The following is a 26581-nucleotide window of genomic DNA, read 5'->3' on the forward strand; positions in this document are numbered from 1 at the left end:
TCCTGACCCGCCCGCGGGCGGCTGTGCACCAAACCCCGCTGTCGGTTCGCTGTCGGTTTCCCGCCCGCCGCCACGGTGCCGGTGCGGGAGCCGGCCGATCGGTCAGTAACCTGGGGCGATGCTCAAGGAAGTGATCGCGACCCGCTTCATCGCGCCGCTGCGCGAGGGCGGTTCGCTGCCCGGCCTGGTCGAGGCCGACGACTTCGGCACCTACGTCCTGAAGTTCACCGGCGCGGGACAGGGCCGCAAGACGCTCGTCGCCGAGGTGGTCTGCGGGGAACTGGCGCGCCGGCTCGGGCTGCGGGTGCCGCGCCTGGTGACGATCGAGCTCGACGCCGAGCTGGGGCTGGGCGAACCCGACGAGCAGGTGCAGAGCCTGCTGAGGTCCAGCGGCGGCACCAACCTGGGCATGGACTTCCTCTCCGGCGCCCTCGGCTTCGACCCGCTGGCCTTCCGGGTGAGCCCCGAGGAGGCCGGCCGGATCGTCTGGTTCGACGCGCTCGTCAACAACGTCGACCGCTCCTGGCGCAACCCCAACCTCCTCATGCGGCAGGGCGAGCTGTGGCTCGTCGACCACGGCGCGACCGTGATCTGGCACCACAACTGGCGCGGCGCCGAGACCTCGGCGGGCCGCCCGTACGACGCCTCCGACCACGCGCTGGCGTCGTTCGGGCCGGACGTCCGCGCCGCGGCGGCCGCGCTGGCGCCGCGCGTCACGGAGGAACTCCTCGCCGAGGTCACCGCCTGCGTCCCGGACGCCTGGCTCGCGGACGAGCCCGGCTTCGACACGCCGGACGACCTCAGGCGGGCCTACGCGCACCCCCTGCTCGCCCGGGCCGCCGTCATCCACGACCGCATCCAGGGGATCCAGTGAGCGACCGGCACATCATCAAGGGCGGCCCGCGCGACCGCCAGGTCTACGAGTACGCCGTCCTGCGCGTGGTCCCGCGCGTCGAACGGGGCGAGTGCATCAACGCCGGGGTGCTGGTCTACTGCCGGGCCGCGGCCTACGTCGGGGCGCGCACCCACCTGGACGAGGCCCGCCTGCTCGCCCTCGACCCGCGGGCGGACGTGGCCGGTGTCCGGGCCGCCCTGCGCGCGGTGGAGGGGGTCTGCGCGGGCGGCACCGCGGCCGGCCAGGCCGCGGCCGACGACCCGGGCCGCCGCTTCCGCTGGCTGGTCGCGCCCCGCTCCACCGTCGTCCAGCCCGGCCCCGTCCACACGGGCCTGACCACGGATCCTGCGGCGGAGACGGAGCGGTTGCTGGACCTGCTCGTGCGGTAGCCGTCCCAGCCACGCCCGGGCCGTCAGCGCCGGCGACGGCGCCTGATCAGGTAACCGGCCATGAGCGAGGCGCCCACGGCGAACGTCAGCCCCAGGCCGACGTCCCAGTCGGTCGGCCCCGCGGCGACCGCGCCCCCGACGCCGCCGCGTACGCCTTGGGACGGGGTGGCGGCGGTGGCCCTGGTGGGAGCGGTCGTGGTGACACTGGGCGACGGGACCGGAGTGACCGAGGCCGGAGCGACCGGTGCGGCGGTCACGGAGGCGGACGGACGGGCCGGGGACGTCGGGGAGATGATCCCGCTGTCGCGGCGCGGCAGTACCTCGCAGGCGATGCCGTCGTCCGGGCCCTGGTCCTCGTCGAGCCGGTTCGGGTCGCTCGGATCCGCGTCGAACACGGCCTGTGCGTCCTCCTGGAAGGCGAAATCGCGGCAGTCCCGGTCGGGCTGGGCATGAGCGGGGGCGGACAAGGGCACGCTCGCGGCGATCGCGAACAGCGTGCCGATGACACCGGTACGACGGCGCATGGTGCGCCTCCTTTCCGGCCACGGGTGGCTCGCGCTCCGACGGTAGGGCGGCACCGTGCGCGGCAGCCTGCGGTCCTGGGCCGTTCGGGTGCCGTCGAGCGGCTCGCCGGGCAGGTCGCGCCGGGTAATGGATCACATGCCGCGCCCGGCCGTTGACACCGGGTGCCAGGGCTTCTAGCGTCACACCCACTGAAGGTACTAAGCGGTCGCTCACCTGAGGAGAACGAGTCATGTCCACCACTGAGCAGCGGGTCGCCGTCGTCACCGGTGCCGCGCGCGGCATCGGCGCCGCCACCGCCGTACGACTGGCCGCCGAGGGCCGCGCGGTCGCCGTGCTCGACCTCGACGAGGCCGCCTGCAAGGACACCGTCGAGAAGATCACCGCCGCCGGGGGCAAGGCCATCGCGGTCGGCTGCGACGTCTCGGACGAGGCGCAGGTCGAGGCGGCCGTCGCGCGGATCACCGAGGAGCTCGGCGCGCCGACGATCCTGGTCAACAACGCGGGCGTGCTGCGCGACAACCTGCTGTTCAAGATGAGCGTCTCCGACTGGGACACCGTCATGAACGTCCACCTGCGCGGCGCCTTCCTGATGTCCAAGGCGTGCCAGAAGCACATGGTCGACGCGGGCTTCGGCCGGATCGTCAACCTGTCCTCCTCCTCCGCGCTCGGCAACCGCGGCCAGGTGAACTACTCCGCCGCCAAGGCCGGTCTGCAGGGCTTCACCAAGACCCTCGCCAAGGAGCTCGGCAAGTTCGGCGTCACCGCCAACGCCGTCGCCCCCGGCTTCATCGCCACCGAGATGACCAAGGCCACCGCCGACCGCGTGGGCATGGGCTTCGAGGACTTCAAGGCCGCCGCCGCCACCCAGATCCCGGTCGCCCGGGTCGGCGAGCCCGACGACATCGCCAACGCCATCGCCTTCTTCACCGGCGAGGCGGCCGGGTTCGTCTCCGGCCAGGTGCTGTACGTGGCCGGCGGACCGCTCGACTAGGGGACCGAGAACATGACTTCCGTGGAACTCTCCGGCAAGGCCGCCCTCATCACGGGCGCCAGCCGCGGTATCGGCTACGGCATCGCCGAGGCGCTCGTGGCGCGCGGCGACCGTGTCGTCATCACCGGCCGCAACGAGGACGCCCTCAAGGAGGCCGTCGAGCGGCTCGGCACCGACCGCGCGGTGTACGTGGCCGGCAAGGCGCACGACGAGGCCCACCAGGCCGTCGCCGTCGAGCGGGCGATGGAGGCCTTCGGCCGCGTCGACTTCCTGATCAACAACGCCGGCACCAACCCGGTGTTCGGGCCGATCGCCGACCTCGACCTGAACGTCGCCCGCAAGGTCTTCGAGACCAACGTCGTCTCGGCTCTCGGCTTCGCCCAGCGGACCTGGCACGCCTGGCAGAAGGACAACGGCGGCGCCATCGTCAACATCGCCTCCGTCGCGGGCCTGTCGCCCTCGCCGTTCATCGGCGCCTACGGCGTCAGCAAGGCGGCGATGATCAACCTGACGGTGCAGCTCGCGCACGAGTTCGCGCCCGGGGTGCGGGTCAACGCGATCGCTCCGGCCGTGGTGAAGACCAAGTTCGCCCAGGCCCTGTACGAGAACCGCGAGGACGAGGCCGCGGCGGCCTACCCGCTCGGCCGGCTCGGCGTGCCCTCCGACATCGGCGGCGCGGCCGCGTTCCTGACCTCCGAGCAGTCCGACTGGGTCACCGGCCAGACGCTCGTCGTGGACGGCGGCATCTTCCTGAACGCCGGCACCGGCTGACCCGCTCGTACGCGACCGGCACGGGCGCTCCTTGACGCTGAGGGCGCCCGTGCCGACGTAAAAATGCCGCAAAAGACGATGACAACGTCGTCAAAGGTTTATTGATCAAGAAGTCCTGTTCCGGGGAGGGTCAGGGGGCGCGGCACTGCGGTATGGTCTGCCGACCCTTGGTATGGCAGATCGAGGAGCGTGCGCGTGTTCAACCGGAACCGATGCCTGCGGCGGGTGGCGGCCATCGCGTCCATATCGTCCCTGGTCGCCGGATGCGGCGTCCTGTCGTCCGACACCCCGGACGACGAGGGGCCGATCGTCGTGGGAACCACCAGTTCGCCCAGCACGCTCGATCCCGCCGCCTCCTGGGACAGCTCCTGGGAACTGTTCCGCAACATCTACCAGACGCTGCTGAGCTACCCCACCGGTGCGACCGAGCCCCAGCCGGACGCCGCCGAGAAGTGCGCGTTCAGCGACGCCTCGAACCAGGTGTACCGCTGCGACCTGCGCGAGGGCCTGAAGTTCTCCAACGGCGAGGCGCTCGACGCCCGGGCCGTGAAGCACTCGTTCGACCGGATCCGCAAGATCAACGTCAACGGCGGCCCCGCCGGTCTGCTGGGCAGCCTCGAACGGGTCCAGGCGCCCAACGAGCGCGAGGTGATCTTCCACCTCAACAAGCCCGACGCGACCTTCCCGTTCGTGCTCGCCACCCCCGCGATGTCCATCGTCTCCCCGAAGGACTACCCGGAGGACAGCCTGCGCAAGAGCGGCGACGTCGTCGGCTCGGGACCGTACACCCTCGACTCCTACGACGAGGGCGAGGAGGCGGTCCTCGTCAAGAACGAGTCCTACCAGGGCTTCGCCGAGCGCCGGAACAGCGCGGTGACCATCCGCTACTTCCAGGACTCCGGCACCATGGTCAAGGCGCTGCGGGACGAGCAGATCGACGTCACCTACCGCGGTCTGGCCGCGGGCGACGTCGTGGACCTGCAGAGCAAGACCTCCAAGGAGGAGGAGATCCAGCTCGTCGAGGGCACCGGCACCGACATCAACTACCTGGTGTTCAACCCCAAGGACGCCTGGGCGAACAAGAAGCCCGTGCGCCAGGCCATCGCCCAGGTCGTCGACCGGGCGGCGATCGCCCACAAGGTCTACAAGGACACCGTCGACCCGCTGTACTCCATGGTCCCCAAGGGGCTCACGGGCCACACGACGGGCTTCTTCGACGACTACGGCGACCCCGACGTGGCCAAGGCCCGCAAGATCCTCACCGAGGCCGGCATCACCCAGCGCGTCCCGCTCACCTTCTGGTACACGAGCGACCGCTACGGCTCCGAGACCGCCGCCGAGTTCAAGGAGCTGGAGCGCCAGCTGGAGGACTCCGGCCTGTTCTCGATCAGCCTCAAGAGCCGCCCCTGGAAGACCTATGTGACGGGTTACCAGAAGGGCGAGTACCCGGTCTTCGGACGCGGCTGGTTCCCCGACTTCCCGGACGCCGAGAACTTCATCGCGCCGTTCGTCGGCGAGCAGAACGCCCTCGGCACGCCCTACCCGGCCCCCGAGATCACCGGCGACCTGCTGCCCCGCTCGCGCCGCGAGAGCGACCGCGCGAACGTGGAGAAGGAGTTCGAGGAGGCCCAGCGGATCCTGGTGGACGACGCGCGGCTGCTGCCGCTGTGGCAGGGCCGGCAGTACGTGGCCGCCAGCCGGGACGTCTCGGGCGCGGAGCGGGCCCTGGACCCGTCGACGATCATGATGCTGTGGGAGCTGCACCGCAAGACCGCCTGGTAGGGACGCGGGCAGCGGGCGTTCCCCGGCGCGTTGTCAGTGGTCGCCTGTAGGTTCTGAGACCTGCAAGTGACCGCACATCGTGAGGACGTTGACGTGACCGACATCGCCATGCTGCCCGAGTCCTGGCGCGGGGTTCTGGGTGACGAGCTGCAGCAGCCCTGGTTCAAGGAGCTGACGGAGTTCGTCGAGGAGGAGCGGGCGAAGGGTCCCGTCCACCCGCCGCGCGAGGAGGTCTTCGCGGCGCTGGACGCCACACCGTACGACCGGGTCAAGGTCCTGATCCTCGGTCAGGACCCCTACCACGGCGAGGGCCAGGGCCACGGGCTGTGCTTCTCGGTCCGGCCCGGGGTGCGCATCCCGCCGTCCCTGCGGAACATCTACAAGGAGATGCACGAGGAGCTCGGCACCCCCATCCCGGACAACGGCTATCTGATGCCGTGGGCCCGCCAGGGGGTCCTGCTGCTCAACGCGGTGCTCACGGTCCGCGGCGGCGAGGCCAACTCGCACAAGGGCCGGGGCTGGGAGAAGTTCACCGACGCCGTGATCCGGGCCGTGGCCGAGCGCCCCGACCCGGCGGTGTTCGTCCTCTGGGGGAACTACGCGCAGAAGAAGCTGCCCCTGATCGACGAGAGCCGGCACGCGGTGATCAAGGGCGCGCACCCCTCGCCCCTGTCGGCGAAGAAGTTCTTCGGCTCGCGGCCGTTCACGCAGATCAACGCCGCGGTGGCGGCGCAGGGCCACGAGCCGATCGACTGGACGATCCCGAACCTCGGCTGAGGGCGCACCCGCGGGGGCGGACCGGGCGGTGCGCGGAGCCGCCTGAGCCGGATCGCCGTCCCCTGCGGTTAGCGTCGGGACGAACAGCCGGCGAGTGCGCGGAGGACGTCGTGGCGGAGCGGCAGGGGCAGGCGGCGCCGGACGCCGTGCTGACACGGATCGGGCAGGTCGTCATGCTGCACCACGCGGGGGACCGGGAGGAGGCCCGCCACCGTCTCCTGGCGCTGTGGGCGGAGATCGGCGAGCACGGCGACCCGCTCCACCGCTGCACCCTCGCCCACTACCTCGCCGACACGCAGGACGACCCCGCGGACGAACTGGCCTGGGACCTGCGCGCGCTGACGGCGGCGGAGGAGGCCGGGCAGGAGGCCCTCGCGGTGACCGCGTTCTACCCCTCCCTGCACCTGAACCTGGCCGACGACTACGTCAGGCTGGGCCGGTGCGACGCCGCCCGCACGCATCTGCGGTGGGCCCGGGAAGCCGCCGCCGCCCTCGCCGACGACCGCTACGGCGAGGGCGTACGGGCGGCCATCGGACGGCTTCAGGCCCGGCTGGGGGAGGGCGGCGGCGGGGCGTGGACGCCACCGCGGCAGCGGCCCTGAGGCCGGCCGGTCAACGCCCGTAGGTGTCACGGCAGATCGTCGCCTCCGGGCTGTCCGCCCGCCACCCTCCGTAGCGCCGGCCCAGCGCGCACACGTCCGAGCTGTCGGGAACCTGTTGCCGGACGTCCTGCCGCACCGACTCCGACACGTCGGGCAGGCCGGCGCCGGGCCGCTGGGGACCGCGGCGGGCCGGCTCGGGGCGGTCCGGGCGACCGGGCCGGGTACGGGCCTCCTGCCGGCCGGAGGACGGTGGCTGCTGCCGCGACACGTCCGCCGGGGGCGCCGCCGGACGGGTCGTGGCCGGGCGGGAGCCGGGTGTGGCCGGCTCCGGGTGGCGGGACGCCTCCTCGATGAGCTGCAGGGCCTCGCGGGCCGGTGCCTGCACGATCTGCGTCTCCGCCTGCCCGTCGGGCCGCGGCAGCGGTGGCCGGGACGGTGCCGCCGGGGGGCCGGGCGCGGGCGGATGCGGGACCGTCGTACAGCCGGCCAGGGCCGAGACAGCCACGGTCACCAGGAGCGTCGCTGTGGTCGTCGTTCGATGCACCCGCGCCACTCTGGTGCGTCCGGCCCGTGCCCGGGCGGCGGACAGGCGGAGGATGCCCCGCACGGGTGATGTCCCGCCCCGTACGGAGGGCGCCGGCCCGCCGGGGCTGACGTCAGTCGCCGGTGGCGCCGTCGATGCGCTCGCGGATCAGGTCGGCGTGGCCGTTGTGCCGTGCGTACTCCTCGATCATGTGGGTGTAGAGCCACCGCAGGTTGAACCGCTCGCCGGTGCGCCGGTGCCTGCCCTCGGAGATGTCGTCCAGGCCGAAGCGGGCCGCGTTGCGGCGGGCGGTCGCGATCTCCGCCTGCCAGGTGGCGAGGGCCTCCGCCCAGGTGTCCGCCTCGGTGAGGTGGATGTCGCCGTCCGGGTCCTCGTCGCTCCAGTGGATCGGCGGCGCGTCCTCGTCCGTCAGCACCCGGCGGAACCAGCTGCGCTCCACGTCCGCCATGTGCCGCACCAGGCCCATGAGGGACAGTTCGGACGGGGGTGTGGAGGCGGTCCTGAGCTGCTCGTCGCTCAGCCCCTCGCATTTCCACGCCAGGGTCTGCCGGTGGAACTCCAGCCACCCCTCCAGCATGGTGCGTTCGTCGGCGGTCGTGGCGGGCACGTGGCGTTCGGTCGTCATGGACGCATCCTGTCCCGGCGCCGCGTGGCGCACCACGGCTTTTTCAGCCCCCGAGCATCCCGTCCAGCAGCTCCCGCAGCCCGGACCGCACCTCCTCCAGGGTCGGCGCCGCGGCGCTGAACGAGCCGGCCACGCAGCTGAACATCAGCCCGTCCGCCCAGGCGATCAGCGACAGCGTGTGCCGGTCGGGGTCGGTGGAGCCCATGCCGGTGACGAGGGCGGCGAGCTGGTCGCGGAAGCGGGCGCCCGTCGCGTCGAAGAACGCCCGCAGCTCGGGGCGGCGCGTCGCCTCCAGGGCGAGTTCGTAACGGGCCAGCGTGAGGGCGCGGTGGCCGGTGAGGGCGCGGTGGGTCGCGAGGGCCAGGGCGTCCAGCAGCGCCCCGGTCCCGGCGCGGGGGTCCGGCATCTCGTGCAGCGCGAGCACGCGCGCCTCCCGGTCGGCCAGCCGCCGCACCGCCAGTTCCAGCAGGGCCTGCCGGGTCCGCGCCACGTTCGACGTGGAGCCCTGGGGGAGGCCGGCCGCCTCGTCGACCGCCCGGTGTGTCAGACCGCGCATGCCGCGTTCGGCGAGCAGGGCGAGGGCGGTGTCGGCGACGAGATCGGCGCGGGAGGAGCCGGCGGTGCGTTCGGGCATGACGGCCACGCTACCCGTTTCACTACGCCTGTAGTAACGTCGAAGGCGTACTACAGGCGTAGTGAAAGGCGAGGAGGAGCCATGGCACGGTCGAGGCGGGCCGTCGTGATCGGCGGCGGCATCGGAGGCCTGACCGCGGCGGCGGCCCTGCACGCGCGCGGCTGGCGGGTCACCGTACTGGAGCGGGCCCGCTCGCTGGAGCCGGTCGGCGCCGCGATCTCCCTGGCCCCGAACTCCCTGCGCGCCCTGGACGTCGTCGGACTCGGTGACGAGACCCGCGCGCTGGCCGCCTGGGCGGGGGACGGCGGTCTGCGCACCCCGTCCGGGCGATGGCTCGCACGCTCCTCGGCCGACGCCGCCGCCGCGCGCTACGGCGGCCCCCTCGTGCTGCTGCACCGCGCCACCCTCGTCACGAGCCTCGCCTCCCGGCTCCCGCCGGACACCGTCCGCACGGGCGTCGCCGCCGCTCTCGCCGACCCGGGCGGCCCCGGCCGACCGGCCCGGGTCGGCACGCCCGACGGTGAGCTGGAGGCCGACCTCGTGGTGGGCGCCGACGGCATCCGCTCCGCCGTGCGCGGGGCGCTCTTCCCCCGCCACCCCGGGCCCGTCTACTCCGGCATCACCACCTGGCGGGTCGTGATCCCCGTACCCGGCGTGGAGTTCGCCTCCCACGAGACCTGGGGCCGGGGCCACCTCTGGGGCACGCACCCCCTCAAGGACGGCCGGGTCTACGCCTACGGCGCCGCCGTCGCCCCGGCCGGGGGACGCGCACCGGACGACGAGCGGGCCGAACTGCTGCGCCGCTTCGGCGGCTGGCACGAGCCGATCCCGGCGGTCCTGGCCGCCGCCCGCCCCGCCGACGTGCTGCGCCACGACGTCCACCACATCGCCGAGCCCCTGCCCGCGTACCACCTGGGCCGGGTCGCCCTGGTCGGCGACGCCGCGCACGCCATGCCGCCGACCCTGGGTCAGGGCGGCAACCAGGCCATCGAGGACGCGGTCGTGCTCGCGCACCACTGCGACGACCTGGACGCCTACACCGCCGCCCGGCTGCCCCGCACGACCGCCATCGCGCGCCGGGCCGTGCGGGTCGCCCGCCTCAACCTCATGACCGGCCGCGCCGGCGTCGCCGTACGGAACACCGCCATGGCCGCCCTGTCCAAGGCCGGGCCCGCCCTGTTCCTGCGCGGCTTCGACGGCATCGCCGACTGGCGGCCGCCGCAGCAGCCGTATGCTTCGCAGCAGGCCCCGGCAGGCAACCACTGAAAGAGAGCACCAGGTGAAGGTCGGCTGCATCGGACTCGGCGACATCGCGCAGAAGGCCTACCTTCCCGTCCTCGCCTTCCAGCCCGGCGTGGAGCTGCACCTGCAGACGCGCACGCCCGCCACTCTGGACCGGGTCGCCGACGGCCTCCACATACCGCACGAGCGGCGGCACACCACCCTCGACTCCCTGCTCGCCGCCGATCTCGACGCCGCCTTCGTGCACGCGCCCACGCTCGTCCACCCGGAGATCGTGGCGCGGCTGCTCGAGGCCGGCGTCCCGACCTACGTAGACAAGCCGCTCGCCTACGAACTCGCGGACTCGCAGCGGCTGGTGGCGCTCGCCGAGGAGCGGGGCGTGAGCCTCGCCGTCGGCTTCAACCGGCGCCACGCCCCCGGCTACACGCAGTGCGCCGACCATCCGCGCGAGCTGATCCTGATGCAGAAGAACCGTGTCGGGCTGCCCGAGGACCCGCGCACGATGATCCTCGACGACTTCATCCACGTCGTCGACACCCTGCGGTTCCTGGCGCCCGGCGCGATCGACGACGTGACCGTGCGCGCCCGCGTGCGGGACGGACTGCTGCACCACGTGGTGCTCCAGCTCGCCGGGGACGGCTTCACCGCGCTGGGCGTGATGAACCGGCTCAGCGGCTCCGCCGAGGAGATCCTGGAGGTGTCCGGGCAGGACACCAAGCGGCAGGTGGTCAACCTCGCCGAGGTGGTCGACCACAAGGGGCAGCCGACCGTGCGGCGGCGCGGCGACTGGGTGCCGGTCGCCCGGCAGCGCGGGATCGAGCAGGCGGTGCTGGCGTTCCTGGACGCGGTCCGGGCCGGCCGGGTGCTCAGCGCCCGGGACGCGCTGGAGACCCATGAGCTGTGCGAACGGGTGGTACGCGCGGTTCAGGAGCGGACCGCCTGAGCCGCAGCGTCCGGCCGCCCTCGCCCGCCGCCCACGCGACGAGGAGCAGCAGGGCGGCGTGCACGGCCCAGTCGCCGTACCGGACGTAGGGCGTGGTGCCGTGCGCGAGCGGGACCTCGTAGACCTGGCTCGCGGAGGCGTCCGTGCCGAGCCGTTCCCCGACGCGCTGCCCCTGCGGGCCGTAGACCGCCGAGACGCCCGTGAGGGTCGCGTGCACCATGGGACGGCCGGTCTCGGCGGCGCGCAGCGCGGCCAGCGAGGCGTGCTGGGCCGGCGCCCAGCTCTGCTGGAACGTCGACGTCGCCGACTGCCCGATCAGCACGTCGGCGCCCTCCCGGGTGAGGTGGCGGGTCATGTCCGGGAACGCCGTCTCGAAGCAGACCATCGGCCCGGCGCGCAGCCCGTCGCCCACGTCCATCACCACCGGCTGCGTGCCGCGCCGCCGGTCCTCCCCGGCGGCCTTGCCGACCGAGGTGGCCCAGCCGAGGAGGGAGCGGGCCGGGATGTACTCGCCGAAGGGCACCAGACGCATCTTGTCGTAGCGCTGCCCGGTCAGGCCCTCCGGTCCGACGAGGACGGAGCTCTTGTAGATGCCGGGTTTGTCGGAGCGCCGGGCGTCCACGTTGACCAGGATGTCGGCGCCCGTCGCGCGGGAGAGATCCGCGAGCCGCCGCGCGAGGTCGGGCCGGTCGCCCAGGTCGAAGCCGACGCTGCTCTCGCCCCACACGATCAGGTCGACACCCCGCCCGGCGAGCCCGCGGGTGAGCTGTTCCTCGCGGTCGAAGCGGCGGTCGCCGCTGTCGGGCCCGCCGATGACGCCCGGCTGGACGACGGCGATCCGCACCTGCCCGTCGACGGCGGGGCGGGGCGCGAAGGCCCAGGCGGCGGAGGCGGCGGCGGCCGTGGCGACGAGCCCGGCCACGGCCGGCACCCGGGCCCTCCGGACCGCGACGAGCACGGCGACGGCCACGTTCAGGGCGACCAGCAGGTAGCTCAGCAGCCACACCCCGCCGACCGAGGCGAGCCGCAGCGCGGGCCCGACCTGCCACTGACTGCTGCCGAGCATGCCCCAGGGCCCGCCGAGCCCCTGCCAGGAGCGGACCAGCTCGGCCGCCAGCCAGCCCGAGGGCAGCACCAGGAGCGCCACCGCGACCCGGGTCGGCGAGGGGATCCCGCCCAGCAGGCGGCGCACCAGCCAGCCCCAGGGGGCCCACAGGGCGCCGAGCAGGGCGGCGAGGACGAACGTGAACACGTGCAGGCTCGGCAGCAGCCAGTGGTGCATGGCCAGCATGAAGCCGAAGCCGCCGCACCAGCCGTCGCGGACGGCCCGCTTCGCGGTCGGCGCGGTGCGCAGCAGCAGGAGCCAGGGGACCAGCGCCACACAGGCCCACCACCACAGCGCGGGGCCGGGGAAGGCGAGGACCGGCAGGGCGCCCGCGACCGTGGCCGCGGCCGAGCGCCGCCAGGGGGAGGCGAGCCAGTGGCCGAGCGTCTTCATAGGCGCCTCCTACCCCGCAGGTGCCTCCAGTGTGCGCCCGGCGGACGATCTAGGACAGCGGAGGCCGGATCAGTCGACCACAGGTGCCGCGTGCCGCTCGGGAAGGCGCCGCCACTTCTCCCGTACGACCACCTCGCCCAGCCGCCGGCCCTCCTCCGTGCGCAGCAGCGCGGTCCTGCTCCCAGGTCCCGAAGCGCAGGCGCCGGTCGACGATCAGGTGCTGCCGCATCGCCACCGCGTAGTCGGTGATCAGCCCGTCGACGGCCGGCCGGTCCCGCACGGCGGCGGACTCCGCACGCCGGGACATCGGCTCAGTGGTGGGCATGGCGGACGAGGGGCCAGGGGCCGTGCGCGAAATTCGGTGGCCGCCGGGGGCCGAGGCGGCGAGCCTGTCCCTCGTGAACGATCAGAACGAACCGCGATTCCGGATACGTGCCCGCCACACCGGCACCACGCTCACCGTCTACCAGGCCTACCGCCCGGAGATCGGCGGCCCGGCGGCCCGTGCGGGCCGCTTCCCGTCGTCGTGGAAGCGCGACCGCATGACCTGGGTCAAGCCGTCGTTCCTGTGGATGATGTACCGCTGCGGCTGGGGCACCAAGGAGGGCCAGGAGACGGTCCTGGCGATCGAGATCCGGCGGGAGGGCTTCCTCTGGGCGCTTCGCCACGCCTGCCTGTCCCACCATGTGCCCGCCCTGCACGGCGACCGGGCCGCCTGGCAGCGGCAGTTGAAGCGGGCGCCGGCGCGGGTGCAGTGGGATCCGGAGCGGGACCTGCGGCTGCGGCCGCTGCCGTACCGGTCGCTCCAGCTGGGGCTCGCGGGGGAGGCCGCCGCGCGGTACGCGGACGAGTGGATCGTGGGGATCGAGGACGTCACTCCGCTCGCGGCGGAGATCCGTGCGCTGGTGCGGGCCGGTGAACTCACGGCGGCCGCCGGGCTGTTGCCCGAGGAGCGGCCGTATCCGGTCGAGGACGAGGTGCTGGCGCGGCTGGGCGCCTGAAGGACGAGGAGCTGAAGGACGGGAGCCCGGCGGGCGGGAGTCCTGGGGGACGGGACGGCGAGGGCCGGTCAGGCCGCCTTGACGACGGCTCCGCGGATCGCGGCCGCCCACTCGACGACGAGCAGCTCGTACGCCGCTCGCTCCTCGGCCGACAGAGTGCCGCCCGTGCGCCGCCACAGCGCACGGATCTCCTCGTTGACCTCGGCAGCGGACCGCACGGAACCAGGGGTCACGAAATCGGGGGACATGCGGACAAGCCTAGGGCCAGCCACTGACAGCCCGCTACCGGACGGCTACCGGATCGCTATGCGCTTGGTCACGAGACGGGGGTCACAGTGCGCCGGTTCAGTGCGCCGGCTCACCCGCGTGCGGGCTGATCGCACCCGTGCTGACCAGGGCGATGATGACGATGCCGAGTGCGATGCGGTACCAGACGAACGGCATGAAGCTCTTGGTGGAGATGAACTTCATGAACCAGGCGATCACCGCGTACCCGACGCCGAAGGCGATCACCGTGGCGAAGATCGTCGGCCCCCACGAGACGTGGCCGCTCTCCGTCGCGTCCTTCAGCTCGAACAGGCCCGAGGCGAGCACCGCGGGGATGGCGAGCAGGAAGGAGTAGCGGGCCGCGGCCTCGCGCCGGTACCCCATGAACAGGCCGCCGCTGATGGTCGCGCCGGAGCGGGAGACGCCCGGGACCAGCGCCATGGCCTGGCACAGGCCGTAGATCAGGCCGTCGCGCACACCCAGGTCCTCCAGGGCCTTGCGCTGCTTGGGCGCGCGGTGCTTGCCGCCGCTCTCGTCGCGGGCCGCGAGCCGGTCGGCGACGCCCAGGACGATGCCCATGCCGATCAGCATCGTCGCGGTGATGCGCAGGTCGCGGAAGGGGCCCTCGATCTGGTCCTTCAGCGTCACGCCGAGCACGCCGATCGGGATGGAGCCGACGATCACGAGCCAGCCCATCCGCGCGTCGGGGTCGCTGCGCAGCGCCTTGTTCGTGAGGGAGCGGGTCCACGCCGAGATGATCCGCCCGATGTCCTTGCGGAAGTAGATCAGCACGGCGGCCTCGGTGCCGATCTGCGTGATCGCCGTGAAGGCCGCACCCGGGTCCTCCCAGCCCGAGAAGGCCGCCGTCAGGCGCAGGTGCGCGCTGGAGGAGACGGGGAGGAACTCGGTCAGCCCCTGGACGAGTCCGAGGATGAGTGATTCGAACCAAGACATGAGGTAGCGGAGTCCAAGTGCCGATCGTGGGACGGACGACGGGCACACCGGGCCGCCGTCGCGAGGAACGGGGGATCATGTGTGCCGAGGGGGAAGCGTAGCGCCCCCGGAAGGCCGCCCGGACACAGGGGTTTGGAAGCGGCCCGGCAGCGGTGCGGATCAGGCCGCCGTCGGGCCGGTCACCGTCCAGCCGGGAGCCTGCGGGCGGGCCGTGAGGTCCTCGTGGCGCACCTCGTCGCCGCAGGCCCGGCAGGTGACGACCGGGGCGAGGGCCCGGCCGCAGGAGTGCTCGATGACCATCGGGCGATCGCCGTCGGCCCGCAGGTGGCGGTCGCCCCACGCCATGAGGGTCATCAGCACCGGCTCCAGCTCGAGCCCGGCCCGGGTCGGCCGGTACTCGAAGCGCTGCGGGCGCTCGCTGTAGAGGTGCTTGGCGAGGATCCCGGCGTCCACGAGCCGGCGCAGCCGGGTGGCGAGGATGTCGCGCGGCGCGCCGATGTTGCGCACCAGCTGGTCGAAGCGGCCGTTGCCCAGGCACACCTCCCGCAGGACGAGCAGCGAGTACTTCTCGCCGACCAGCGCCAGGGTGTCGGCGATGGAGCAGGGGCGCGGATCTCTGCGGGCGGGCATGCGGCCCAGTCTACGAGAGGGTTGGATTTTCCAACCCTGCGGGATACCGTGAGTTCGGTTTTCCTACTCACCAGTAGCCGTGGAGGCCCGCACATGCGTGACGCAGTGATCGTCGAAGCCGTACGCACCCCGATCGGCAAGGGCAAGCCCAACGGCGCCCTCGCCCACGTCCACCCCGTGGAACTGCTCGCCCACACCCTGCGCACCCTCGTCGAGCGGTCCGGTGTCGACCCGGCGCTGATCGACGACGTCGTGGGCGGCACCGTCGACCAGGTGGGCGAGCAGGCCATGAACACCACTCGCTACGCCGTCCTGTCCGCCGGCTTCCCGGAGTCCGTGCCCGCCACCACCGTCGACCGGCAGTGCGGCTCCTCCCAGCAGGCCGTGCACTTCGCGGCGCAGGGCGTCCTCTCGGGCGCCTACGACCTCGTCGTGGCCTGCGGGGTCGAGTCGATGAGCCGGGTGCCGATGTGGTCGAACGTGCCGCCGGGCAAGGACCCCTTCGGGCCCGGGGTCGCCGCGCGCTACCCCGAGGGACTCGTCCCGCAGGGCATCAGCGCCGAGCTCATCGCGGCCAAGTGGTCGATCGGACGCGAGCAGATGGACGCCTTCGCCGTCTCCTCGCACCACAAGGCCGCCGCCGCCTGGGAAGCGGGCCTCTTCGAGGCCGAGGTGGCGCCCCTGGAGGGTGTCACGCGCGACGAGTGCGTCCGCCCGGACAGCACCCCGGAGGTCCTCGCCGGGCTCAGGCCCGCCTACCACGACCCCGGCTTCGCCGAACGGTTCCCGCAGATCGAGTGGAACGTCACGGCGGGCAACGCCAGCCCGATCAACGACGGCGCCTCGGCGGTGCTCATCACGTCGAGCGAGACCGCCGCCCGGCTCGGGCTGCGCCCGCTGGCCCGGCTGCACAGCTTCGCCGTCACCGGCTCCGACCCGCTGCTGATGCTCACGGGCGTGATCCCGGCGACCGAGAAGGTGCTGCGCCGGGCGTCGCTGAGCCTCGACGACATCGACCTGTTCGAGGTCAACGAGGCGTTCTCCAGCGTCGTCCTGGCCTGGCAGCAGGAGACCGGCGCCGCCCTCGACCGGGTCAACGTGCACGGCGGCGCCATCGCGCTCGGCCATCCGCTGGGCGCGAGCGGCACCCGGCTGACGACGACGCTGGTGCACGCGATGCGCGAACGCGGCGCCCGGTACGCGCTGCAGACCATGTGCGAGGCGGGCGGACTCGCCAACGCCATGGTGCTGGAACGGGTCTGACGCGACGGGCCGTGACGGCCCGTCAGAGACGGCGCAGCTGGTGCCGCTTGCGCCAGGCCACCACCACGCCCGCGAGCGCCGGCAGGGCGATGCAGGCCAGGGCGATCAGGAAGGCGGGGGACGTCGGCGTCGAGGCACGGGCGCCGGCGACCACGTAGGCGGCGGTGTTCGGGATGGATCCGAGCGCCGTGGCCAGCAGGAAGGGCAGCAGGCCCATGCGTGAGACGGAGGCGCAGTAGTTCGCGGCCCAGAACGGCACGCCCGGGAACAGCCGGACCGCCAGCATCGAACGGAAGCCGTGCCGGCTGAGCTGGCCGTCCGCCGCCTTGAGCCAGCGTCCCCGCAGCAGCGGCCGCAGCGCGTCCTGGCCCAGCGCCCGGCCCAGGCAGAAGGCGATCCCGGCGCCCAGCACGGTGCCCCCCAAAGCCACGCCGAGGCCGACCTGCGAACCGAACAGGGCACCCCCCGCGAGGTTCAGCAGCGGCCTCGGCACGAACGCCACGGTGCACACCCCGTACGCCACCGCGAAGACCAGCGCCGCGGCGGCACCGCTCAACTGGGGCGGCCAGCCCTGCGTCAGCAGCCGCTGTGGTTCGAACAGCAGCATCGTGCAGGCGGCGGCGGCGAGCAGGGCGACGAGCAGGGACAGCCGCGACCACGGGGAGAGCAGCACTCTCGTGCAGCGGGCGGCGAAACCGGAGGAGACGGCGGGCGAGGCGGTCGTTGCCGGGGAAGCGGCGACGGCGAGCTCCGCGGTGGTGGCCCGGGGAGAGGCCGTGGCGGTGCCCCCAGAGCGGGTGGTGGCATCGAGCATCCGGTGACACTAACCGACAAATGTGTGTGATCGCCGTATGGTTCGTCTCACGAGCGTCACAGGAACCGGTCGCACCCCTCTGCGCGGACCGGGCGAAAACCATTCGACGCGCGATGGGGCGTCGGCGATGATCGACGTCATGTTCCGGCACGCCTTCACCCTCGCAGCATCCGTGGTCACGGATGCCCCGAAGGCTGCCGTCGTCGTCCTCACGGCCGTCGCGGACGGCGCCCGAAGCTGACCCTCTCCGGCTCGTCCGGCGGACCCCGCAAGGGGAGGGTCGGGCAGGTCCCCGGGGTCCCGGTTCTTTCCCACGCCACCACGCTTCGAGGTACAGCCATGCCCAAGACGGCCTACGTCCGCACGAAACCGCATCTCAACATCGGCACCATGGGTCACGTCGACCACGGCAAGACCACCCTGACCGCCGCCATCACCAAGGTCCTCGCCGACCGGGGCACCGGCGCCTTCGTGCCGTTCGACCGGATCGACCGGGCGCCCGAGGAGGCGGCGCGCGGCATCACCATCAACATCGCGCACGTCGAGTACGAGACCGACACCCGGCACTACGCGCACGTGGACATGCCGGGCCACGCCGACTACGTCAAGAACATGGTCACCGGCGCCGCCCAGCTGGACGGGGCGATCCTGGTCGTCTCCGCGCTCGACGGGATCATGCCGCAGACCGCCGAACACGTCCTGCTCGCCCGGCAGGTGGGCGTCGACCACATCGTCGTCGCGCTCAACAAGGCCGACGCCGGCGACGAGGAGCTCACCGACCTGGTCGAGCTGGAGGTGCGCGACCTGCTCACGGCGCACGGCTACGGCGGCGACTCGGTGCCCGTCGTGCGCGTCTCCGGACTGAAGGCGCTGCAGGGCGACCCGCGGTGGACGGCGTCCATCGAGGCGCTGCTCGACGCGGTGGACACGTACGTGCCGATCCCCGAGCGGTACCTGGACGCGCCGTTCCTGCTGCCGGTGGAGAACGTGCTGACCATCACCGGGCGGGGAACCGTCGTGACCGGGGCGGTGGAGCGCGGCGTGGTGCGGGTCGGGGACCGGGTCGAGGTGCTCGGGGCCGGCGTCGAGACTGTGGTGACCGGGCTGGAGACCTTCGGCAAGCCGATGGAGGAGGCGCAGGCCGGGGACAACGTGGCGGTGCTGCTGCGGGGCGTTCCCCGGGACGCCGTCCGGCGGGGCCACGTGGTGGCCGCGCCGGGGAGCGTGGCGCCCCGGCGACGCTTCACCGCGCGGGTGTACGTGCTGTCCGCGCGGGAGGGCGGGCGCACCACGGCCGTCTCCAGCGGGTACCGGCCGCAGTTCTACATCCGGACCGCGGACGTGGTCGGGGTCGTCGACCTCGGCGAGGTCGCCGTCGCGCGGCCCGGCGACACCGTCGTCATGACCGTGGAACTGGGACGGGACGTGCCGCTGGAGGCGGGGCTCGGGTTCGCCGTCCGTGAGGGCGGGCGGACGGTGGGGGCCGGCACCGTGACCGTGGTGCATTGAGGTGCCGGGGGGCTGCCGGCCGGCGCGGGCCGGTCGCGCAGCTCCCCGCGCCCCTCGGCGGCGCCGCCCCCACGCACAATGGAGGGGTGAAGGAAGCCATCCCCGTCGCCCGGCCCGTCGACCACGGGTTCGCCAAGCTCATGCCCGACGTCGACCGGGAGCGGGCCTGGCTGCTGACCGTCGACGGGGCGCCGCAGTCCTACGTCGACCTGGACGACCCCACGCACCTGGAGTTCGAGTACGCGCGGCGGCTCGGGCACGTGCTGGACGTCGTGGCCGAGCCCGGGCGTGCGCTGGACGTGGTGCACCTCGGGGGCGGGGCGCTGACGCTGCCGCGGTACGTCGCCGTCACACGGCCGGGGTCACGGCAGCACGTCGTCGAGGCGGACCGCGGGCTGCTGGAACTGGTGACCGGACAGCTGCCGCTGCCCCCGGACGCCCGGGTCGCGCTGCACGCGGCGGACGCCCGGGCCTGGGTGCAGGACGCGGCCGCCGGGTCCGCCGACGTCGTCGTCGCCGACGTCTTCGGCGGCTCCCGGGTGCCCGCCCACCTCACCTCCGTCGCCTACGTGGAACAGGCCGCGCGGGTGCTGCGGGAGAGCGGGGTGTACCTCGCCAACCTTCCCGACGCCGCGCCCTTCCCGTTCCTGCGGTCCCAACTCGCCACGCTGGCGACCGTGTTCGAGGAGCTGGTGCTGATCGCCGAGCCGGGGGTGCTGCGGGGGCGCCGGTTCGGCAACGCCGTGCTCGTGGCCGGGCACCGGGCCGTCGACGTCGCGGCCCTGAACCGGCTCACGGCCGCCGACGCCTTCCCGGCCCGGGTCGTGCACGGGGCCGGGCTGCGCCGGTTCATCGGCGGGGCGCGGCCGGTGCGCGACGAGGACGCGGTGCCCTCACCCGAGCCCCCCGACGGGGCGTTCGGCATCGGCTGAGGGACGCTCGGCGGCGCCCTTGGCCACCGGTGTGGTGCGGCGGCGCAGGTTGCGCACGTCCGGGACGCACAGCACCGCCGCCGTGACCAGGACGACCAGCCCGGCACAGCCCCACAGCGCCGCCGTGCGGCCGAAGGCGTCCTCCGCCGGGCCGGCCGCCGCCGTCGCGAGCGGCACGAACGCCACGGAGCCGAACCAGTCGTAGGCCGTGACGCGGGAGAGCTTCGCCTCGGGGATCTCCTGGTGCAGGGCCGTCATCCAGGAGACGCCGAACACCTCCACCGTCGCGCCCGCCACGAACATCACCGCGCACAGGACGCCGAGCGGCACCGGGACGGCGAGCGCGGCCGAGGGCAGGGCCAGGGGGAAGACACAGAGGGTGCCGGCCAGGAGCAGACGGCGCGGCTTCCAGCGGGTCATCAGCAGGGCGCCGGCGACGGTGCCCGCGCCGAACGCGCCGAGGGCGAGACCCCAGGGGCCCGCTCCGCCGAGGTGGTCGCGGGCGACGAGGGGGCCGTAGACGGCGTCGGCGGCGGCGACGACCGCGTTGGCGATGGAGAACTGCACCACGATCCCCCACAGCCAGGGCCGGCCGGCGAACTCCTGCCAGCCCTCGCGCAGATCGGCCAGCAGGCCGCCGCCCGGGGCCCGGGGCGGTATGTGGCCGACGTCCAGGAAGGCGCGCAGCGCCCCGGCGACGGCGAAGGCCGCCGCATCGGCGGCCAGCACCCAGCCGGGACCCATCGCGGCGACCATGGCACCGCCCAGCGCGGCACCGCCCAGGCCCGCGCCCGACATCGCCATCCGGAACACCGCGAAGGCGCGGCCCGCCTGCTCGCCCTGGACCGAGGACATCAGCATGCCCTCGGCGGCCGGGCCGAAGAACGCCTGGCCGGTGCCGCCGAGGGCGGCCAGCAGCATCATCTGCCACAGCACCGGATCGCCGGTCAGCACGAGAGCGGCGAACACGCCCTGGGAGAGGCAGTTCAGGGCGTTGGCCGCGACCATCACGTGGTGCCGGGGCAACCGGTCGGCCACGGCGCCGCCGATCAGCAGGAAGAGCACCAGCGGCAAGGTCCGCGCCGCCGCCACCAGGCCGACGTCGCCGCCGTCGCCGCCCGCCTCGAGGACGGCGAAGGCCGCCGCGACGAGAGCGCCGCTGCTGCCCAGGTTGGTGACGACCGCGGCCGCGGTCAGCAGGGAGTAGTTGCGGCCCGCCCAGGCGGGTCTGCGGGAGGTCGTGATCGGCACCCCGTGACTATCGTCGGGGCGGGGCCGACTTGCCAAACGGCGTGTACGCGGCCCGCGCCCGTCACGACTCGGTGGGCGGCTCCTCCGTGAGGCGCACGGTGCTCAGGATCTTCTGCACGGTCGCCTCGGGCAGCTCGTCCTTGACGCCCTTGGCGCCGTACAGGTTCCAGGTGACGAAGTCGCCCGCGCCGTTCTTGAAGGCGAAGGTGATCGCCTTGCCCTCGCTGTCGCACTTGCCGTTCTGCGGCGTGTTCTCCGAGTGCGCCGTGGCGACACTGCCCTTGATGCCCGACTTGGTGGTGTACGGCTTGGGCTTGGTGTACTTGACGCTCTTCTTGTCGGGCTGGGTGTAACCGCCGAAGATCCACCACGGCACGCGCGTCTCGGCCGCCATGTCCGCGTTCTTCGCGCCGTTCTCGCCGCGGGTGCCGGCGGTGGCGAGGGCGGTGTCCTCCTCGCGGCCGTCCTTGTTGTCGTCGCTCGTGCACCACTTGGACTTCAGATAGGCCGGAGCGGTGACCGTGGTGCGGTCCAGCTCACCGTCCTTCTTCTCCCACTCGAAGCCCACGCTGGTCCCCTGGGATTCGATCTCCCAGTCGGCCGGGACGTCGAACTTGGTGCCGAAGCGCGTGTTGACCACGACCTTCCAGCCCGGGACGGTCGCCTTCTCGCCCGGGCCGCCGCGCGGGTTGTCGTCGGAGGCGGAGGCGCTCGGCTCCGTCTCGGACTCCTTGGTGGCGGTCGGGGTGGGCTTCTTGTCCGTCTTCCCGTCCGCCGTGTCGTCCGAGTCGCCGCCCAGCACCAGGAAGCCGGTGACTCCGGCGGCCACGACCACGGCCGTGGCCGCGATGATCGCGACCAGCTTCGTCCGGTTGCCGCCACCGCCGCCCTGCGGGGGCTGCGGCGCACCGGCCGGTGCGGGAGTGCCCCACTGGGGCTGCTGCCCGTAGGGGCCGGGCTGCTGATAGCCCGGCTGCTGGTACGGATTCGGCTGCTGGTACCCCGGCTGCTGGTAGGGGTTGTTCGCTTGCGGGTTCTGCTCGCCCCCGGGCGGCTGCTGTCCTGGCCACATGGGCAGCAACACTAGCCGCGCCCAGGACACGATTCGGTCACCGCCTGTGGACGGTGCCGTAGCAACCCGGCGGCGGGGCGGCGCGGACGGCTGCGCAGGAGCCGGTGCGGCGGTCGTCACACCGGCCTGGTCAGTCGCATCTACTCGTGAGTAACATTCGGGCATGAGCGCAGACCAGATGTCCATCGGCGAGATGCTCGCCGCCACGGTGCCCATGGCCCGCACCCTGAACCTCCAGTTCCTGGAGACCACGCCGGAGCGAGCGGTGGTGTCCCTGCCGGACCAGGGCGAGTACCACAACCACGTGGGAGGCCCGCACGCCGGTGCGATGTTCACGCTCGGCGAGTCCGCGAGCGGCGCGATCGTGCTGGCCGCGTTCGGCGACCAGCTCTCGCGCGCCGTGCCGCTCGCCGTCAGCGCCGAGATCTCCTACAAGAAGCTGGCGATGGGCGCCGTCACCGCCACGGCCACCCTCGGCCGTCCGGCGGCCGAGGTCGTCGCGGAACTCGACGCCGGTGAGCGGCCGGAGTTCCCGGTGACCGTCGCCATCCAGCGCGCCGACGGCGCCGTGACCGGCGAGATGACCGTGGTGTGGACCCTGCGCCCCAACGGCTGACCGGGCGCCGACCCCCCTGCACCGGCGGCCCGTCCACACGTACGCCGTCGGCCGTCTCGCCTCGGCGGAGGATGCGGCGGCCGTGGCGGCGGCCGCCGCGTTCCGCCGCGAACTCGCCGGGCCCGGCGCCGGGTTCCTGCGTCCGCGCCTGCTCGCGGCCGTCCGGGACAGGGTCGGTGAACGGGCCGCGGACGGCGGTGTTTCCGGGGTCCTGCCGGGACTCCGCGGAACCGTCGGCGCCCGCGGTCGCGCGCCGCACGTTCGGCGACACCGGCAACGCGGCGCCTGGCTGGGCGCGCGAGAACGGGTCTCCACCGGCGAGCCGCCCCGGGGCCGGTGGGCCGAGGGGGAGCGGCAGCCGCACGACGGCGCCCCGCCCGGGCAGCCGTCCGGGCCGCGCCGGCCCCGTACGAGAGGCGGACCGCTGCCACGAGGCCGAACCGGGGCCGTCCACCCGCGAGTCCGGGCCACCGCCCGGCCCGGCGGTCCGCGAGCCGGTCACCGACACGGTGACGTCGATCGAGGTGCCGCTGCTCTCGTAGGGGACGGGGGCCGCGGGGTCACCCGCGCCACGGGGGGTGTAGGTACACCCCCGCGTGGCCGTGTCCACCCGGGGGGCCCCGGGTTCACCCGGTCCGCCCGGGGTGTCCCGGAGGCGCTGCTGCCGTAGGGGACGGGGGGCCGCAGGTACACCTGCGCGTGGCCGCGTCCACCAGGGCGGCCCCGGGTTCACCCGGTCCGCCCGTGGTGTCCCGGGGGCCTCGGGCTTCGGCTGGCTCATAGTGCGGTGCATGACCGACACCGCCCCCCGATTTCCCCGGCGTTCCGCCCTGCGCCTGCTCGGCGGCGCGATCGCCGTCACCGCGGCGGCGCCCTCCCGTGCTCACGCCCGGGAAGGACTTGCGGCCCACGCGCGGCAGGGCCGGGGACACGCAGCCCACGCCCCGGACGGACACGCGGCCCACGCCCCGGACCGGAACGCCCGGGTCGAAGGGCTGCTCGCCCGGCTCACCCTGGAGGAGAAGGTCTCCCTGCTGCACGGCGCCACCGACCCTCGGCCGCTCGGCCAGGCCGGCTACGTGCCCGGGGTCGCGCGGCTCGGCATCCCGTCCCTGCGGCTCGCCGACGGCCCGGCCGGTGTCCGTGTCACCCGGCACGCCACGGCCCTGCCGGCTCCGGTGATGCTGGCCGCCGCCTTCGACCCGGAACTGGCCCGGCGCTACGGCCGGGTCATCGGACGCGAGGGCCGCGCCCTCGGCCAGGACGTCCTGCTGTCCCCGATGGTCAACCTCATCCGCACCCCGTACGCCGGCCGCAACTTCGAGACCTTCAGCGAGGATCCGCTGCTCACGTCCCACCTGGTCGCCGCCGAGATCGAGGGCGTCCAGAGCGAGGGACTCATCGCGACGGTCAAGCACTTCGCGCTGAACAACCAGGAGCGCGACCGCATGTCGGTCGACGTGCGCGTGGACGAGCGAACCCTGCACGAGACCGAGCTGCGCGGCTTCGAAGCGGCCGTCGCCGCCGGGGCCGGGGCGGTGATGGGCGCCTACAACAAGGTCAACGGCACCTTCGCCTGCGAGAACGAGGCCCTGCTCACCGGCGTGCTGCGGGAGCGGTGGGGCTTCACCGGCTTCGTGATGACGGACTGGTCCGCCGCGCACAGCACGCGCGAGGCCCTCGCGGCGGGCCTCGACATGGAGATGCCCGACGGTACCCACTTCGGCGCGCCCCTCACCTCGGCCGTGCGCGACGGGGGCGTGCCCGAGGCCCACGTCGACCGGGCCGTCCGCCGCGTCCTGTCCGTCATGGACCGCTTCGGGCTGCTCGACGGCACCGCCCCGCACCGCCCGGACCGGGACGCCGCGGCCGGGGCGTCCGTCGCCCGCGAGGTCGCCGAGGCGGGCGCCACCCTGCTGCGCAACGCGCACGGCACCCTGCCCCTGACCCCCGGCGGCAGCGTCGCGGTGATCGGCCCGACCGGCGCCCGGCCTCTGGTCAGCGGCGGCGGCAGCGCCCATGTGGTGCCCGAGCACGCCGACAGCCCGCTGGACGCCCTCCGCCCGCGCGCCGCACGGGTGGTCCACGCGCTCGGCGAGGACGTCTTCGGCAAGCCCTTCCCGGCCGGCGCGCTCGACCCCGCCCTCGACACCGAGGCGCGGCGGGTCGAGGCCGGCCGCACCTGGACCTACGAGGGCACGTTCACCGTCGCCGCGACCGAGACCTGGACCCTCGTGCTGCACTACTCGGGCACGCCCCCGCTGCGCCCCCGGGTGCTCCTCGACGGCGAGGACCTCTTCCCGCTGACGCCCGGCTGGAACGAGTACTTCACCGGCGGCCTGCTCACCCACGCGGACGACGGCCTCTCGGTACGCCGCCGGACCCTGACGCTCACCGAGGGCGGCCACCGGCTGTCCCTCACGGCACGGGGCGGGGAGACCGGCCAGCTGTTCCGGCTCCGCCGCAGCACGGCGCAGACCCGCGCCCGGGACGTGGAGGAGGCCGTACGGGCCGCCCGCGCCGCCCGGGACGTCGTCCTCTTCGCCTACGAGGACGCCATCGAGGGCCAGGACCGCACCTCCGTCGCTCTGCCCGGCAACCAGGAGCGGCTGATCGAAGCCGTGTCCGCGGCCAACCCGCGCACCACCGTCGTCCTCAACACCTCCTCCGCCACCTCCATGCCGTGGCTGGAGCGCACCGGCGCCGTGCTGCAGATGTACTACCCGGGCCAGGAGGGGGCCGCCGCCACCGCCGCCGTCCTGTACGGCGAGCGCGACCCGGGCGGCCGCCTCACCCAGACCTTCCCGGCCGACGACGACCACCACCCCGTCGCCGGCGACCCCCGCCGCTACCCCGGCGTCGACGGCACCGAGCACTACACCGAGGGCGTCCACATCGGCCACCGCTGGTACGACGCCGAGGACGTGCGTCCGCTGTTCCCCTTCGGCCACGGCCTGTCGTACACCTCCTTCGCCTACCGGGACCCCGACGCGCGCTGGAGGGCCGACGGTCTCGACGTCGCCTTCACGGTCCGCAACACCGGCCCGCGCGAGGGCGTGGACGTGCCGCAGGTCTACGCCGGCCCGTCACCGGACCTGGCGCTCGCCCAGCCGGTGCGCGTGCTGGCCGGATACCGGCGGCTCGTGCTGCGCGCGGGGGAGGAGCGGCGCGTCACCGTGCGGGTCGAACGGCGGACCCTGTCCTCCTGGGACCCGGAGCTCCACGACTGGGTGCTCGGCACCGGCCCGCGCACCCTGTGGATCGGGGCGTCGTCACGGGATCTGCGGCTGCGCACGCGCGCACGCGTGGGCGGCTGAGAGCGGACGGAACCCGCCCCGGCCGGCGCACGGCCGGGAGGCGACGGGCATCGAACCGGACCACACTGGTACTCCTCCTGGAGCCGTCGCAGAACCCAGGGAGTCACCATGCCCGAGGCCCAGCGCCCGGAGAGCACCACCGCACCGACCGACGAGGAACTGCGCACCCTGGACGCCCACTGGCGGGCCGCCAACTACCTGGCGGCCGGTCAGATCTACCTGCTCGCCAACCCGCTGCTGACCGAGCCGCTGCGGCCCGAGCACATCAAGCCCAGGCTGCTGGGGCACTGGGGCACCTCACCGGGGCTGAACCTCGTGTACACCCACCTCAACCGGGTCATCGCACAGCGCGCTCTGGACGCCCTGTGCATCTGGGGCCCCGGCCACGGCGGGCCGTCGGTGCTGGCCAACTCCTGGCTGGAGGGCAGCTACAGCGAGCGGTACCCGGACGTGACGCGGGACGCGCGGGGCATGGAGCTGCTGATGCGCCAGTTCTCCTTCCCCGGCGGCGTGCCCAGCCACGTCGCCCCGGAGGTGCCCGGCTCGATCCACGAGGGCGGCGAACTGGGCTACTCCCTCGCCCACTCCTACGGCGCCGCCCTGGACAACCCCGGCCTGGTGGTCGCCTGCGTGATCGGCGACGGCGAGGCCGAGACCGGGCCGCTGGCCGCGTCCTGGCACTCCAACAAGTTCCTCGACCCCGTGCACGACGGAGCCGTGCTGCCGATCCTGCACCT

The 26581-nt window shown here is 73.7% G+C and carries 26 protein-coding genes and 2 pseudogenes; 16 read left to right on the plus strand and 12 right to left on the minus strand.

The genetic code is table 11. From position 1 onward, the window contains the following. The first annotated feature begins 118 nt into the window (after positions 1-118). Both ACPXCS_RS37710 and ACPXCS_RS37715 read left to right on the plus strand, forming a co-directional pair. Positions 119-874, plus strand: a complete 756-nt coding sequence (locus ACPXCS_RS37710; protein WP_425951996.1) for a HipA family kinase — start codon at positions 119-121, stop codon at positions 872-874. Then, entirely contained in the window at positions 871-1284 is a 414-nt protein-coding gene (locus ACPXCS_RS37715) for a DUF3037 domain-containing protein (protein ID WP_425951997.1), read from the plus strand. The genes ACPXCS_RS37710 and ACPXCS_RS37715 overlap by 4 nt, the downstream gene beginning before the upstream one ends. 23 nt (positions 1285-1307) lie before the next feature. Here ACPXCS_RS37715 and ACPXCS_RS37720 read toward each other — a convergent pair whose 3' ends face one another. Continuing rightward, the gene (locus ACPXCS_RS37720) at positions 1308-1808 is read right to left on the minus strand and encodes an excalibur calcium-binding protein (protein ID WP_425951998.1); all 501 of its coding nucleotides are present in this window, start codon (positions 1806-1808) and stop codon (positions 1308-1310) included. A 230-nt stretch (positions 1809-2038) separates the two neighbouring features. Between ACPXCS_RS37720 and fabG the strand changes: the two genes are divergently transcribed. The 5 genes from fabG (at position 2039) to ACPXCS_RS37745 (ending at position 6732) form a co-directional block, all read left to right on the plus strand. Further along, positions 2039-2800, plus strand: a complete 762-nt coding sequence (gene fabG, locus ACPXCS_RS37725; RefSeq protein WP_019327597.1) for a 3-oxoacyl-ACP reductase FabG — start codon at positions 2039-2041, stop codon at positions 2798-2800. A 12-nt stretch (positions 2801-2812) separates the two neighbouring features. Next, positions 2813-3571, plus strand: coding sequence for an SDR family oxidoreductase (locus ACPXCS_RS37730; protein ID WP_425951999.1), 759 nt, complete (start codon positions 2813-2815; stop codon positions 3569-3571). A gap of 195 nt (positions 3572-3766) precedes the next feature. After that, complete coding sequence (locus ACPXCS_RS37735; RefSeq protein ID WP_425952000.1) at positions 3767-5353, plus strand: ABC transporter substrate-binding protein; 1587 nt, start codon at positions 3767-3769, stop codon at positions 5351-5353. Between the two features lie 93 nt (positions 5354-5446). After that, complete coding sequence (locus tag ACPXCS_RS37740; RefSeq protein ID WP_425952001.1) at positions 5447-6130, plus strand: uracil-DNA glycosylase; 684 nt, start codon at positions 5447-5449, stop codon at positions 6128-6130. Positions 6131-6240: 110 nt separating this feature from the next. Next, the gene (locus ACPXCS_RS37745; protein ID WP_425952002.1) at positions 6241-6732 is read left to right on the plus strand and encodes a hypothetical protein; all 492 of its coding nucleotides are present in this window, start codon (positions 6241-6243) and stop codon (positions 6730-6732) included. Positions 6733-6742: 10 nt separating this feature from the next. On the opposite strand, the gene ACPXCS_RS37750 is transcribed toward ACPXCS_RS37745, so the two are convergent. The 3 genes from ACPXCS_RS37750 to ACPXCS_RS37760 all read right to left on the minus strand — a co-directional run bounded on the left by ACPXCS_RS37750 (position 6743) and on the right by ACPXCS_RS37760 (position 8535). Continuing rightward, the gene (locus ACPXCS_RS37750) at positions 6743-7276 is read right to left on the minus strand and encodes a hypothetical protein (protein ID WP_425952003.1); all 534 of its coding nucleotides are present in this window, start codon (positions 7274-7276) and stop codon (positions 6743-6745) included. 112 nt (positions 7277-7388) lie between these two features. Continuing rightward, on the minus strand, positions 7389-7901 hold the full coding sequence (locus tag ACPXCS_RS37755; RefSeq protein ID WP_425952004.1) for a DinB family protein: 513 nt from the start codon (positions 7899-7901) through the stop codon (positions 7389-7391). A 43-nt stretch (positions 7902-7944) separates the two neighbouring features. Further along, positions 7945-8535, minus strand: coding sequence for a TetR/AcrR family transcriptional regulator (locus ACPXCS_RS37760; RefSeq protein ID WP_425952005.1), 591 nt, complete (start codon positions 8533-8535; stop codon positions 7945-7947). Positions 8536-8616: 81 nt separating this feature from the next. Here ACPXCS_RS37760 and ACPXCS_RS37765 point away from each other — a divergent pair, with 81 nt between their 5' ends. Together ACPXCS_RS37765 and ACPXCS_RS37770 are read left to right on the plus strand one after the other, a co-directional pair. Beyond that, positions 8617-9801, plus strand: a complete 1185-nt coding sequence (locus tag ACPXCS_RS37765) for an FAD-dependent monooxygenase (protein WP_425952006.1) — start codon at positions 8617-8619, stop codon at positions 9799-9801. 13 nt (positions 9802-9814) lie between these two features. After that, positions 9815-10720, plus strand: coding sequence for a Gfo/Idh/MocA family protein (locus tag ACPXCS_RS37770; protein ID WP_425952007.1), 906 nt, complete (start codon positions 9815-9817; stop codon positions 10718-10720). Here ACPXCS_RS37770 and lnt read toward each other — a convergent pair. Together lnt and ACPXCS_RS37780 are read right to left on the minus strand one after the other, a co-directional pair. Beyond that, on the minus strand, positions 10644-12218 hold the full coding sequence (gene lnt, locus ACPXCS_RS37775) for an apolipoprotein N-acyltransferase (protein WP_425952008.1): 1575 nt from the start codon (positions 12216-12218) through the stop codon (positions 10644-10646). The genes ACPXCS_RS37770 and lnt overlap by 77 nt on opposite strands. A gap of 69 nt (positions 12219-12287) precedes the next feature. Beyond that, positions 12288-12525: pseudogene (locus ACPXCS_RS37780) on the minus strand (hypothetical protein). Between the two features lie 91 nt (positions 12526-12616). On the opposite strand from ACPXCS_RS37780, the gene ACPXCS_RS37785 reads away from it, so the two are divergent. Beyond that, positions 12617-13219 carry a DUF4291 domain-containing protein gene (locus ACPXCS_RS37785; RefSeq protein ID WP_425952009.1) on the plus strand — a complete coding sequence of 201 codons (603 nt, stop codon included), beginning with the start codon at positions 12617-12619 and terminating at the stop codon, positions 13217-13219. Positions 13220-13287: 68 nt separating this feature from the next. Here ACPXCS_RS37785 and ACPXCS_RS37790 read toward each other — a convergent pair whose 3' ends face one another. The 3 genes from ACPXCS_RS37790 to ACPXCS_RS37800 all read right to left on the minus strand — a co-directional run bounded on the left by ACPXCS_RS37790 (position 13288) and on the right by ACPXCS_RS37800 (position 15070). Then, complete coding sequence (locus ACPXCS_RS37790) at positions 13288-13467, minus strand: hypothetical protein (protein ID WP_425952010.1); 180 nt, start codon at positions 13465-13467, stop codon at positions 13288-13290. A 97-nt stretch (positions 13468-13564) separates the two neighbouring features. Beyond that, a complete protein-coding gene (locus tag ACPXCS_RS37795; RefSeq protein WP_425952011.1) occupies positions 13565-14440 on the minus strand; it encodes an undecaprenyl-diphosphate phosphatase in 876 nt (291 codons plus the stop codon). Between the two features lie 159 nt (positions 14441-14599). Next, complete coding sequence (locus tag ACPXCS_RS37800) at positions 14600-15070, minus strand: winged helix-turn-helix transcriptional regulator (RefSeq protein WP_425952012.1); 471 nt, start codon at positions 15068-15070, stop codon at positions 14600-14602. A 93-nt stretch (positions 15071-15163) separates the two neighbouring features. Between ACPXCS_RS37800 and ACPXCS_RS37805 the strand changes: the two genes are divergently transcribed. Continuing rightward, positions 15164-16333 (plus strand): thiolase family protein, encoded by a 1170-nt coding sequence (locus ACPXCS_RS37805; protein ID WP_425952013.1) that lies wholly within the window; start codon positions 15164-15166, stop codon positions 16331-16333. Between the two features lie 22 nt (positions 16334-16355). On the opposite strand, the gene ACPXCS_RS37810 is transcribed toward ACPXCS_RS37805, so the two are convergent. Next, entirely contained in the window at positions 16356-17147 is a 792-nt protein-coding gene (locus ACPXCS_RS37810; protein ID WP_425952014.1) for a TVP38/TMEM64 family protein, read from the minus strand. A 339-nt stretch (positions 17148-17486) separates the two neighbouring features. Here ACPXCS_RS37810 and tuf point away from each other — a divergent pair, with 339 nt between their 5' ends. Together tuf and ACPXCS_RS37820 are read left to right on the plus strand one after the other, a co-directional pair. Next, on the plus strand, positions 17487-18656 hold the full coding sequence (gene tuf, locus ACPXCS_RS37815; protein ID WP_425952015.1) for an elongation factor Tu: 1170 nt from the start codon (positions 17487-17489) through the stop codon (positions 18654-18656). An 86-nt stretch (positions 18657-18742) separates the two neighbouring features. Beyond that, positions 18743-19588, plus strand: coding sequence for a spermidine synthase (locus ACPXCS_RS37820; protein WP_425952016.1), 846 nt, complete (start codon positions 18743-18745; stop codon positions 19586-19588). Here the strand turns inward: ACPXCS_RS37820 and ACPXCS_RS37825 are convergent. Further along, complete coding sequence (locus tag ACPXCS_RS37825) at positions 19550-20875, minus strand: MFS transporter (protein ID WP_425952017.1); 1326 nt, start codon at positions 20873-20875, stop codon at positions 19550-19552. The genes ACPXCS_RS37820 and ACPXCS_RS37825 overlap by 39 nt on opposite strands. Before the next feature lie 25 nt (positions 20876-20900). Continuing rightward, positions 20901-21911 (minus strand): hypothetical protein, encoded by a 1011-nt coding sequence (locus ACPXCS_RS37830; RefSeq protein ID WP_425952018.1) that lies wholly within the window; start codon positions 21909-21911, stop codon positions 20901-20903. Positions 21912-22074: 163 nt separating this feature from the next. Between ACPXCS_RS37830 and ACPXCS_RS37835 the strand changes: the two genes are divergently transcribed. From ACPXCS_RS37835 to ACPXCS_RS37845, 3 genes and pseudogenes are all read left to right on the plus strand, one after another. Then, positions 22075-22527, plus strand: coding sequence for a DUF4442 domain-containing protein (locus ACPXCS_RS37835; protein WP_425952019.1), 453 nt, complete (start codon positions 22075-22077; stop codon positions 22525-22527). Positions 22528-23318: 791 nt separating this feature from the next. After that, positions 23319-25844: a beta-glucosidase gene (locus ACPXCS_RS37840; RefSeq protein WP_425952020.1), complete on the plus strand. Its 2526-nt coding sequence runs from the start codon at positions 23319-23321 to the stop codon at positions 25842-25844. A 108-nt stretch (positions 25845-25952) separates the two neighbouring features. Further along, a pseudogene (locus ACPXCS_RS37845) lies at positions 25953-26581 on the plus strand (phosphoketolase); the annotation flags it as partial.

Origin of the sequence: Streptomyces sp. DT190, assembly GCF_049846985.1 — a bacterium.
Lineage (GTDB): Bacteria > Actinomycetota > Actinomycetes > Streptomycetales > Streptomycetaceae > Streptomyces.